We start from the raw sequence: 11135 nt of genomic DNA, 5'->3' as shown, positions 1-11135 counted from the left end.
CGAGACACAGGGCGGGATCATGACCAAGATCATCCCGCGCAACACCACCGTGCCCACGCGCAAGAGCGAGGTGTTCTCGACCACCGAGGACAACCAGAACCTGGTGCGCGTGCACGTGCTGCAGGGCGAGCGCGAGCTCGCGGTCGACAACCAGACGCTCGGCCGCTTCGAGCTGGTGGGCATTCCGCCGGCGCCGCGCGGCGTGCCGCAGATCGAGGTCAGCTTCGACATCGACGCCGACGGCATCCTGAACGTCTCGGCCAAGGACCTCGGCACCGGCCGCGCGCAGCAGATCAAGGTCTCCGCCTCGGGCGGCCTGTCGACGGACCAGATCGAGAAGCTCGTGAAGGAGGCCGAGTCGCACGCCTCCGACGACGCCGAGCGGCGCGCCATGGTCGAGCTGCGCAACACCGGCGAGGGTCTGGTGTACTCGGTCGAGCAGACGCTCGGCATCTACGGCGACAAGCTCGAGACCACCGAGCGCGAAGAGGTCGACGCGGCCCTCGCGCGCGCCAAGAAGGCGCTGCCGGGCAACGATCCCGAGGAGCTCCGGAACTCCGTCGAGGACCTGCAGCAGCTCGCCTACAAGATGACCGAGGCCATGTACGAGCGGATGGACGGCGGGACCGCGGTGAACCCCGGCGCCGCCACCGGCTCGGAGCCGGCCGCCGACGGCGGCGACGAAGAGCTGATCGAGGATTGATTCGCAGCTCCGGACCGCGTCGGGTGAGTCACGGCTCATCCGACTGGGACATTCCGTCACGGCTGGAGCGCGGCGCTTCAGCTGCGATCCGAGCGGAGTGACTCGGGCGAAAACGGTAAGATCCCGCGATGTCGAAGCTCCGGCTCTCGCTCGTGCTCGTGCTCGTGCTCGGCTGCGCCACGCCCGTGGGCATCCGGCGGGCCACCACCAGCGACATCGACCGGCTGCTCGGCCAGAGCGCGCTCACGGGCGATTCGCACAGCGGGCTCTCGGCGCAGTTCCTCGCGCGCCTCGGACTCACGACCCTGTTCGAGGACGATCCACGCGCGGCGCTCGAGAAGCTGCGCGCCGGGCTCGGCGGACCCGACACGCACGAGCGGCTGCTGGCGCTCGCCGAGCTCTGGTTCGAGACCGCGCGCAAGAGCGGCCAGAAGGGCGAGTATCTCGCCGCGGCAGTCTGCGCGTACGCATACGTGTTTCCCGCGACGCCCCCCAGCCCGCCGCCGAGCCCCTATGACCTCCGGGCGAGCCTCGTCCTGCAGATCTACGACCGCGGGATCGCGGAGGGCCTCGCGCTCGCCGAGTCCACGCGCGGCACCGAGCTCGATCCCTCGCCTCGCCAGATCCAGATGCCGTTCGGCACGTTCGTCCTCGAGCCACCGAAGGGAGAGTTCGAGTACGGCGGCTACCACATCGTGCACCCGGTCGCGCTGGGAGATCTCGAGATCCGCGGCCTGCGCAATCGCTACCGCCGGCTCGGGGCCGGAGTCGCGCTCGCCGCGGGCATGGAGCCGGCGCCGGGACGTGAGATCGACCCCTGGCTCCCGCCGCAAGCCAAGATTCCAGTCACTGCCTTCGTGCGCCTCGACGACCTCGCCGCAGATCTGTCTCGCGCGCATGGCGCGCTCGAGTTCTACGACGCGGACGAGACGCCGGCGATCACCGTGGGGTCGGCGGTCGTGCCGCTGGCATCCGACCCGTCGGCCGCGCTCGCGTATCGCTTGGAAGGGGCGCCGGTCTGGGACTTCGAGCTCGCAGGCTTCCGCCGCTCCGATCTCCGCATCGCCGGAGCGACACGAACTCACGGCTTGCTCTTTCTGAACCCGTATCGCCGGGGCCGGATCCCGGTCGTGTTCGTGCACGGAACCCTGTCGAGTCCCGCGCGCTGGGCGGAGATGGCGAACGAGCTGCTCGGTGACCCGCGGATCGCGACGCGCTTCCAGCTCTGGTTCTTCATCTACAACAGCGGCAATCCCGTGCTGTTGTCCTCCGCAGATCTGCGCGAGGCACTCCAGGACGCGGAGCACGCGGTCGACCCCGAGGGGACGGATCCGGCGCTCCGGCAGATGGTCGTCGTGGGCCACAGCCAGGGGGGCCTGCTCACGAAAGCGATGGCCGTGTCGAGCGGCGACGCGTTCTGGAACGTCTGGAGCGACGAGAAGTTCGAGGATGTGAAGCTCAGCCCGGAGACACGCGCGCTGCTCAAACGCGGGATGTTCTTCGAGCCGCTTCCATTCGTGACTCGCGTCATCTTCATCTCGACGCCGCACCACGGCAGCTTCCTGGCCGAGAACTGGCTCGGGATGCTCGCTCGCAAGCTGGTGAACGCACCCGCTTCGCTGGCCAAGTCGTCGCTCGAGCTCGCGACGCTGAGCCAGGACCCGCACGTGTTCCGCAGGCCCTTTCAGCTGCCGACCTCGATCGACAACATGGATTGGTCGAATCCCGGCATGCGCACGCTGGCGGGACTTCCGATCGCGCCGGGCGTGCACGTGAACTCGATCATCCCGGTGAAGAGCGAGCCGATCGAGAGCGGCGACGACGGCGTCGTCCGGTACCAGAGCGCGCACATCGAGCCCGTGGAGTCCGAGCTCGTGGTGCTGGGCTCCGGGCACTCGACCCAGGCGGATCCCGAGACCATCGAGGAGGTGCGCCGGATCCTCTACGAGCACGCCGGCGTCCGCTAGCGGGCTCCGTTCGAGAGGGCGGCCAGGGGTACCCGCCGCGAGCGCTTCAGCTTGCGCCTGCGGATCCCGAACCTAGCCTCTGCCCGCCGCAATGAAGCGCGACTACTACGAAATCCTCGGCGTCTCGCGGGACGTCGGCCCGGACGAGCTCAAGAAGGCCTATCGCAAGCTCGCCCACCAATTCCACCCCGACAAGAATCCGAACAATCCGGAGGCCGAGGGGCGCTTCAAGGAGGCCAGCGAGGCCTACGCAATCCTCTCCGACGACGAGAAGCGCGCGCAGTACGACCGCTTCGGCCACAACGCCTTCGGGGGCGGCGATCCATTCGGCGGCACCGACCCGTTTGCCAGCTTCGGCGACCTGTTCTCGGAGCTGTTCGGCAGCGACATCTTCGGCGGGCGCCGGGGCACGGCCCGGGGCCGGCGCGGCGCCGACCTGCGCTACGACCTCGAGGTCGACTTCTCGGTGGCGGCGCTGGGCGGCGAGGTGCCGCTGCGCATCCCCAAGCACAAGCAGTGCGCCAAGTGCTCGGGCTTGGGCGGCGAGCGCGAGACCTGCCCCCGCTGCCAGGGGCGCGGCCAGATCGCGCTGCAGCAGGGCTTCTTCCGCATCGCCCGCACCTGCGACCGCTGCGGCGGCCTGGGCCAGAGCCTGAAACGCGCGTGCACGGAGTGCCGCGGCAAGGGCCGGCTGGAGACCGTGCAGAGCCTGTCGGTGCGGATCCCCGCCGGCGTCGACACGGGCATCCGCCTGCGGCTCAGCGGCGAGGGCGAGGCGGGCCACGACGGCGGCGGCCCGGGTGACCTGTTCGTGGTGGTGAGCGTGAAGGACCATCCGCTGTTCGAGCGCGACGGCACCGACCTGCACTGCGAGGTGCCGCTCTCGTTCGCGCAGGCGGCGCTGGGCGCCGAGATCGAGGTGCCCAACCTCGAGGGCAAGGAGAAGGTGGTCGTGAAGGCGGGCGCGCAGTCGGGTGACACGATCCGGCTGCGCGGCCAGGGCCTGCCGCGGCTCGGCGGCGGGGCGCGCGGCGACATCGTCGCGCGCCTGTTCGTCGAGGTGCCCACGAAGCTGAACGAAGACCAGCGCAAGCTGCTCGAGGAGTTCGCGCGAATCTCGGGCGACGAAGTGAATCCCCGGCGGCGCGGGTTCCTGGACAAGGTCCGGGACTTGTTCGAATGAGTCGGCGCCGGCTCCGGCTCGCGCTCGGCCTGGCGCTGTTCACGCTGTCGTGCGCCAAGCCCTCGGTCATGCGCAACGGCACCGAGCTGCCCTACGAGGCCGCGGCCGACGCCGATCTGGCGCAGGCGCGCGCGCTGCTCAAGAAGGGCCAGGCCGCGAAGGCCGAGGAGATCCTCACTCACTTCGAGACCGAGCTCGGCCAGAGCAAGCGCGCCGACGAGGCGCTGTTCCTGCTCGGCGAGGCGCAGGCGGCGCGCGGCAAGAAGGAGCAGGCCGCGGCGACCTGGCGCAGGCTGGTCGAGGACTACCCGAAGAGCGACCAGAACGTGACCGCCGCGCTGCGCGCCGCGCAGCTCTACCAGTCACTCGACCGGCCGGCCGACGGCCGCGCGGTGATCGCGCGCGCGAACCAGGACCGCGCCGACGCCGACACGCGCGCCAAGCTCTACCGGCTCGACGCCGACCTGGCGCGCAAGCTCGGTGACTGGTCCGAGGTGGTGCGGGCGCTCGCGCTGGCGCGGCGAGACACGCGCGACCCGAACGACCTGACCGAGATCGACGCCGAGATCTCCGACCTGCTCGAGGTGCGCATGCACGAGCCCGAGCTCGTGGCGCTCGCGCCCAAGCTGCCGCGCGGCCCGGTGTACGACCGCGTGAACCTGGAGATCGCGCGGCGCGCGCTGGCGCGCAGCGACGTGCCCGCGGCGCGGGCTGCGCTCGACGCGCTGCCGCGCCGGCTGTCCGAGGCCGACGAGGCCGAGCGGGCGCTCCTCCTGGCGCGCGCGGCGGACCTGGCGGGCGAGGCGCAGGCGACCCTGGGGCTCGTGCTGCCGCTCTCCGGCCCCTATCAGAGAGTGGGCGAGTCGATCCTGCGCGGGATCACGCTGGGCGCCGGGATCTACGACGAGAAGCCCTCGCAGCTGCACCTTCTGGTGCGCGACTCGGGCGGCGAAGCGGCGCGCGCCGCGGCCGCGGTGACCGAGCTCGCGGGCCAGCACGTGGCGGCCATCATCGGCCCGGTGCGCTCGGCCGAAGCCAGCCAGGCGGTGCCGCAGTCCGAGTCCGCGAAGCTCCCGCTGCTCACCTTCGCGCGCGGCGACGAGGTCGCGGGCCTGGGCGAGTACGTGTTCCGCCTGGGACTCACTCCGGGAGACCAGGCGCCCGAGCTCGTGCGCTGGTGCGCCACGCAGCGCGGCTGCAAGCGCTTCGCGATCCTGTACCCGTCGGACGAGTACGGCACCGCGTTCAAGAACCGCTTCTGGGACGCGGTCGAGGCGCAGGGCGGTTCGGTGGTGGGCGCCGAGAGTTACAAGCCGGGCGCGGTCGATTGGCAGCCCGAGATCAAGCGGCTGGTGGGCCTGGCGGGCCTGCCGCGCGAGACACAGGCGCTGGTCGACGAGCGCAACAAGCTGCGCCGGCACGCGGTCGAGAACGCCGACAAGCTGGCGTCCGCGAAGTTCCAGGGTCTGCCGCCGTTCGTCGACTTCGACGCGGTGTTCATTCCCGATGACGCGCCGAGCGTGGGACTGATCCTGCCGCAGCTACGCTTCTTCGACGTGCGCGACGTGGTGTATCTCGGCGGGAGCGGCTGGAACGACCCGCAGCTGGTCAAGATCGCGGGCCGCGAGGCCACGCGCGCGGTGTTCACCGACGAGTTCTTCGCCGCCAGCGCGCGCCCCGAGGTGGCCGACTTCGTGCGCCGCTATGCCCTGGCCTACGGCGCCACGCCGGACGAATACGCCGCCGAGGGCTACGACGCCGCGGCGCTGCTGCGCTTCGTGCTGGCGGGCGGCGACGCCCCGAGCGGCGAGGTCCTGCGCGATCGGCTGCTGCGCGTGAGTGCCTTTCCTGGCGTGAGCGGGCTCTCGTCGTTCGACTCCACGGGCGGCGCGAAGAAGTCACTCGAGTTCCTGACCGTGAAAGACAACGCCATCATCGCCACCACGCCGCCCGCCGCGCCGCAATAGATCAAGATCGCGGGTGCGCGCGTCGATTCGACCTTCGTGGAAAGCGAAGCCCCCGGCGCGTTCGAGGTCCCTGCCCAGCTCCCGCTCTTGCCCATTCGCGACGCCGTCGTCTTTCCCTCGATGATCCTGCCCTTGTTCGTCGGGCGCGAAGTCTCCGCGCACGCGATCGAGACGGCGATCGAGGGCGACCGCCTGCTGGCGCTCGTGACGCAGCGCGACCCCGAGGTCGACGACCCGGGTCCCGACGACCTGTACGCGGTCGGCGTGGTCGGGATGATCATGCGCATGATGCGCCTGCCCGACGGCCGGCTGAAGGTCCTGGTGCAGGGCCTGTCGAAGATCAAGGTGACTCACTACCTGCGCACCGAGCCGCACATCGACGTGCAGGTCGAGGCGCTGCCCGAGGAGCCCGCGAGCGAGGTCAGCGTCGAGGTCGAGGCGCTGGTGCGCGGCGTGCGCGAGAAGCTCGAGGAGCTCCTGCCGCTGAAGCACCTGCCGCCCGAGATCCTGTCGGTGACCGGCAGCGTGGACGACCCGGGCCGGCTCGCGGACCTGGTGGCCTCGAACCTGCGCCTGCGCGTGGAGGAGGCCCAGGAGATCCTCGAGATCGGCGACTCCGTGCGCCGGCTGCGCAAGATCGACTCACTCCTGCGGCGCGAGATGGCCGTCTCCTCGGTGCAGGCCGAGATCCAGACCGCCGCGCGCGAGGAGCTGTCGCGCTACCAGCGCGAGCAGTTCCTGCGCGAGCAGATGCGCCAGATCCAGGAGGAGCTGGGCGAGGGCGCCGACCGCCGCTCCGAGCAGGACGAGCTGCGCGCCAAGATCGCCGCCAGCGGCATGAACGAGGAGGCGCGCGCCGAGGCCGACCGCCAGCTCGACCGCCTGGCGCGCATGCACCCGGACTCTTCCGAGACCCAGGTGATTCGCAGCTACCTGGAGTGGGTCACCGAGCTGCCCTGGGCCAAGGTCTCGGACGACAATCTCGACCTGGCGCACGCGCGCGAGGTGCTGGAGCGCGACCACGCCTATCTCAACCGCGTGAAGGAGCGGATCCTCGAGTTTCTCGCCGTGCACAAGCTGCGCGGCTCGACCGCGGGCAAGGGCCCCATCCTGTGTCTCGTGGGCCCCCCGGGCGTGGGCAAGACCTCGCTCGGGCGCTCGATCGCGCAGGCCATGGGGCGTGGCTTCGTGCGCATGTCGCTCGGCGGCATGCGCGACGAGGCGGAGATCCGCGGCCACCGCCGCACCTACGTGGGCGCCCTGCCGGGCCGGATCATCCAGGGCATGCGCCAGGCGGGCACGAGCAACCCGATCTTCCTGCTCGACGAGATCGACAAGATCGGCGCCGACTACCGCGGTGACCCGGCGGCGGCGCTGCTCGAGGTGCTCGACCCCGAGCAGAACCACACCTTCCGCGACCACTACCTGAACGTGCCCTACGACCTGTCGAAGACGCTGTTCATCGCCACCGCGAATCTGATCGACCCGATCCCGCGCGCGTTGTTCGACCGCATGGAGGTGATCCGCCTCCCGGGTTACACGCCCGAGGAGAAGGAGGTCATCGCCCGGCGCTATCTCTTGCCGCGCCAGGTCGAGGAGTGCGGACTCACGGCCGACCGCGTGCAGGTCTCACGCGCGGCGGTCCGCGACGTGATTTCGGGCTACACGCAGGAGGCCGGCGTGCGCGGCCTGGAGCGCGAGCTGGGGCGGCTCCTGCGCAAGATCGCCCGGCGCATCGCCGAGGGCGAGACGAAGCACGTGTCGGTCACGCTGCGCAACCTGCGCGCGTCGCTCGGCCCGCCGCCGCTCCTGGGTGAGTCGATCCCGCGTGCCGCCGAAGCCGGCCTGGCGCGCGGCCTGGCCTGGACCGAGACGGGCGGCGAGGTGTTGGTGGTCGAGGCCACCATGGTCCGCGGCCGCGGACTCATCCTCACGGGCCAGCTCGGCGACGTGATGAAGGAGTCGGCGCAGGCGGCCCTGTCCTACGTGCGCTGGCGCGGCACCGAGCTCGGCATCGCCGAGGGCCTGGCCAAGCACGAGATCCACGTGCACGTGCCGGCCGGCGCCACGCCCAAGGACGGCCCGTCGGCGGGCATCACCATGGCGACCGCGATCGTCTCGCTCTTGACCGGCATTCCGGTGCGCTCCGAGTGGACCATGACCGGCGAAGTGACTCTGCGCGGCCGCGTGCTGCCCGTGGGCGGCGTGCGCGAGAAGGTGCTCGCCGCGCAGCGCCGCGGCCTGCGCCACGTGATCCTGCCCGAGGCGAACCAGCACGACCTCGAAGACGTGCCGCCCGAGCTCGCACGCAAGCTCGAGTTCCACTTCGTGCGCACCATGGACGAAGTGCTCGACCTCGCGCTCACCGAGCCGATCCTCGCCAAGCGCCGCCCGCGCCGCGCGCCGGCACGGACCACGCCCGCGATCATCCGGTCTTAGCGCTGTGCGCGCGCCTGCGGCGCTTGCAGTAACCTCGCGCGCGTGGACCCGCGGGCGCTGGGTGAGTTCGGGCTGATCGAAGCGATCCGGAGGAGGGCCGCGCGAGACACGCGCGGCTCGTCGCCCTGGCGCGTGGCGATCGGCGACGATGCCGCGGTGCTGACGCCGCGGGCCGGCGAGGAGCTCGTGCTCACGACCGACGCGCTGGTCGAGGACGTGCATTTCCGCTGGCGATCCAGTGACCCGAGGCGCGTGGGTCACAAGGCGCTGGCCGTGAACCTGTCCGACGTGAGCGCGATGGGCGCGCGGCCGGTCGGATGTCTCTTGACCCTGGCGCTGCCCTCCGGATTGGCGGCGACGAGACTCGAGGGCTTCCTGTCGGGCTTCCTGTCGCTGGCCCGCGCGAGTCGCTGTCCGCTGGTGGGCGGCGACGTCGTGCGCGCGCGCCAGTTCAGCGCCACGGTGACCGCGATCGGTGCGGTGGCGCGGGGCAGGGCGCTCTTGCGCAGCGCCGCGCGGCCGGGCGAGCGCGTGTTCGTGACCGGCACGCTCGGCGGCGCGGCCGCGGGCCTCGCGCGGCTCGAACGCGGGCGCCTGCGCACGCCGCTCGACCGCCGGCTCGCGCGGCGACAGCAGGCGCCGGAGCCGCGGCTCGCGGCCGGAGCCGCCCTGGTAGAGGCGCGCCTGTCGCGTGCTGCGATCGACATCTCGGACGGCCTGGCGCAGGACCTGGGTCACCTGTGCGAAGAGAGCGGGGTGGGCGCCCGGATCGCGCTCGAGACAGTGCCGGTGATGCGCGGGGCCACGCTCGCGCAGGCGCTGACTGGCGGTGAAGACTACGAGCTGCTGTTCACGGCGAAGAAGTCCGCGCCCAGCGCCGCCGTGCTCGGGCAGCGACTCGGATGTCGCGTGAGCGAGATCGGCGTCATCACCGCCCGGCCCGGCCTCGTGATCACCCGGTCGGGCCGTCCGGTCCAGATGAGCACGAAAGGCTTCCAACACTTCAAGGCGTCTCCGAAAGGCTCCGAGAAGTAGCCAGCGCCCGCATCTTGCTGGGAAAACTGCGCGGGTTGGAAGGCCTCGTGCGTCTCGACCTGTCCCAGAAACTCGTGCTCGGCTTCACCGCGGCCACCGCCGTCGGCGCGGGAATCACTCCCGCGTTGCACCTGCTGGGCGCCCCCGGCTGGGGCGCGTTCTTCGTGGCCATGCTGCTGGGCGTGGGGCTGGGCTGGATCTACGCGGGTCAGCTCACCGCCAACTTCAGGACGCTGCGCGCCTGCACCGACCGGATCAGCCGCGGTGACCTTACCGCGGAGGTCGACATCGAGGCGGGCCGGCGCTTCCCCGACGAGACGGTGGACCTGGCGCGCTCGGTCGACGTGATGCTGCAGAAGCTGCGCGAGCTGGTGGAGCACATCCAGCGCGCGGCCGACGAGGTGGCGCAGAGCTCGCGCGACGTGGCCAGCTCGTCGCAGAGCGTGAACAGCACGAGTCACTCGTTGGGCGCGACCATGGAGGGCGTCGCGTCGGGCGCCACGGCGCAGCAGAAGGACGTGGAGCAGATCCGCGGCCGCGTGCACGACATCGCGGAGTCGCTGCGCGCCAACGCCGAGGCTGCGCGCCGCGCTTCGGCGCTCACCGGCGAGGCCAACCAGCGCTCGACCGCGGGCGTGGAAGTGTCTCGCCGCTCGCAGACCAAGATGCAGAGCCTGTTCGAGAAGATCGAGCAGGCGGGCCACCGGGTGGAGAGCTTCGAGGGCAAGATCCAGTCGGTGCACCGGGTCACCGAGATGATCACCAGCGTCGTCGAGAAGACGCACCTCTTGTCGCTGAACGCCTCGATCGAGGCCGCGCGCGCGGGCGACGCGGGCCGCGGCTTCTCGGTGGTCGCCGAGGAGATCCGCAAGCTGGCCGAGAGCGCGGGCGGCTCGGCCGACCAGATCGAGGCGCTGATCCGCCAGCTCGAGGACGAGTCCAAGCGCATCGCGCAGGAGACGCTGGCCATGCGCGACGACGTGCGCGGCGGGCGCCAGGACCTGGAGGCGATCTTCGCCGCGCTCGAGAAGGTGCAGGGCGCAGTCACCGAGGCCTCGCAGCGCGCCGAGGAGATCACCCGCCACGCGAGCAAGGAAGCCGCGGAGTCGGAGCGCATCGTGGGCGACGTGGAGCGCATCGCGGCGGTCGTGGGCCAGAACGCCAAGGCGGTGAACGAGATGCGCACCGGGCTGGGCGCGCAGACGCGCACGGTCGAGCAGATGGTGCGGCAGGCGGCGCGGCTCTCCGACATGTCGGTGCAGCTGGGCGAAGTCGCGCGCCGGTTCCGGACGAGGTGAGTCGCGATGGAAGTCACGTGGCTGCGCTTCGAGGTCGCCGAGCAGGGCTACGCCCTGCCGCTGGGCGCCGTGATCGAAGTCATGGCCGCGCCGCGGCTGCACCTGATTCCGCGCGTGTCGCTCGAAATGGCCGGCGTCGTGAACCTGCGCGGCGAGCCGTTGCCCGCGGTCGACGGCGGCGCGCTGCTCACGGGCCGCTCGGCGCTGCACCACCGCCACATGCTGGTGCTGGAGCGCGGCAACTTGCGCATGGGGGTGCTGGTCGGCGCGGTGCAGCGCATCGAGCGCGCCCTGCCGCTGGTCGAGCAGAGCGAAGTGACTCACTCGGGCGAGTTGGTCGAGTGGGCGGTCGAAGGTGACAAGGCGCTCGGGCTGGTCGATCCCGAGGGCCTGATCGAGAGGGGAGTGCTCTTGCTGACGGAGCTCCGCAGCAGGGCGGGAGGACAGGAGCCATGGCAAAGCGGGTTCTGATTGCGGACGACGCGGCCTTCATGCGCGAGATGCTCCGCGACATCCTGACGGACGGAGGCTACGAGATCGCGG

The 11135-nt window shown here is 71.2% G+C and carries 9 protein-coding genes; all 9 read left to right on the top strand.

Annotated elements, in window-relative coordinates; genetic code table 11:
- The coding region (locus VMR86_19460; protein HTO09238.1) for an Hsp70 family protein at nucleotides 1–703 on the top strand (703 nt) is incomplete at its 5' end.
- A 128-nt stretch (nucleotides 704–831) separates the two neighbouring features.
- Entirely contained in the window at nucleotides 832–2670 is a 1839-nt protein-coding gene (locus VMR86_19455; GenBank protein HTO09237.1) for an alpha/beta fold hydrolase, read from the top strand.
- Between the two features lie 91 nt (nucleotides 2671–2761).
- Nucleotides 2762–3853, top strand: a complete 1092-nt coding sequence (dnaJ, locus tag VMR86_19450; protein ID HTO09236.1) for a molecular chaperone DnaJ — start codon at nucleotides 2762–2764, stop codon at nucleotides 3851–3853.
- Complete coding sequence (locus VMR86_19445) at nucleotides 3850–5820, top strand: penicillin-binding protein activator (protein HTO09235.1); 1971 nt, start codon at nucleotides 3850–3852, stop codon at nucleotides 5818–5820. The genes dnaJ and VMR86_19445 overlap by 4 nt, the downstream gene beginning before the upstream one ends.
- A gap of 36 nt (nucleotides 5821–5856) precedes the next feature.
- Entirely contained in the window at nucleotides 5857–8259 is a 2403-nt protein-coding gene (gene lon / locus VMR86_19440) for an endopeptidase La (GenBank protein ID HTO09234.1), read from the top strand.
- A gap of 42 nt (nucleotides 8260–8301) precedes the next feature.
- Nucleotides 8302–9294, top strand: a complete 993-nt coding sequence (gene thiL, locus VMR86_19435; protein ID HTO09233.1) for a thiamine-phosphate kinase — start codon at nucleotides 8302–8304, stop codon at nucleotides 9292–9294.
- 14 nt (nucleotides 9295–9308) lie between these two features.
- Complete coding sequence (locus tag VMR86_19430; GenBank protein HTO09232.1) at nucleotides 9309–10592, top strand: methyl-accepting chemotaxis protein; 1284 nt, start codon at nucleotides 9309–9311, stop codon at nucleotides 10590–10592.
- 6 nt (nucleotides 10593–10598) lie between these two features.
- Nucleotides 10599–11063 carry a chemotaxis protein CheW gene (locus VMR86_19425; protein HTO09231.1) on the top strand — a complete coding sequence of 155 codons (465 nt, stop codon included), beginning with the start codon at nucleotides 10599–10601 and terminating at the stop codon, nucleotides 11061–11063.
- Nucleotides 11045–11135 (top strand): two-component system response regulator (locus tag VMR86_19420; protein HTO09230.1); only part of this gene is annotated, 91 nt, incomplete at its 3' end. The genes VMR86_19425 and VMR86_19420, both read left to right, overlap by 19 nt.

The sequence above is a fragment of the Myxococcota bacterium genome, assembly GCA_035498015.1.
Lineage (GTDB): Bacteria > Myxococcota_A > UBA9160 > SZUA-336 > SZUA-336 > VGRW01.
This window is presented reverse-complemented; position numbering and strand designations above follow the sequence as displayed.

Excerpts from the sequence above, each read along its gene's own strand:
- VMR86_19455 (HTO09237.1), top strand. The coding sequence starts at position 832 with ATGTCGAAGCTCCGGCTCTCGCTCGTGCTCGTGCTCGTGCTCGGCTGC.
- dnaJ (HTO09236.1), top strand. The coding sequence starts at position 2,762 with ATGAAGCGCGACTACTACGAAATCCTCGGCGTCTCGCGGGACGTCGGC.
- VMR86_19445 (HTO09235.1), top strand. The coding sequence starts at position 3,850 with ATGAGTCGGCGCCGGCTCCGGCTCGCGCTCGGCCTGGCGCTGTTCACG.
- VMR86_19425 (HTO09231.1), top strand. The coding sequence starts at position 10,599 with ATGGAAGTCACGTGGCTGCGCTTCGAGGTCGCCGAGCAGGGCTACGCC.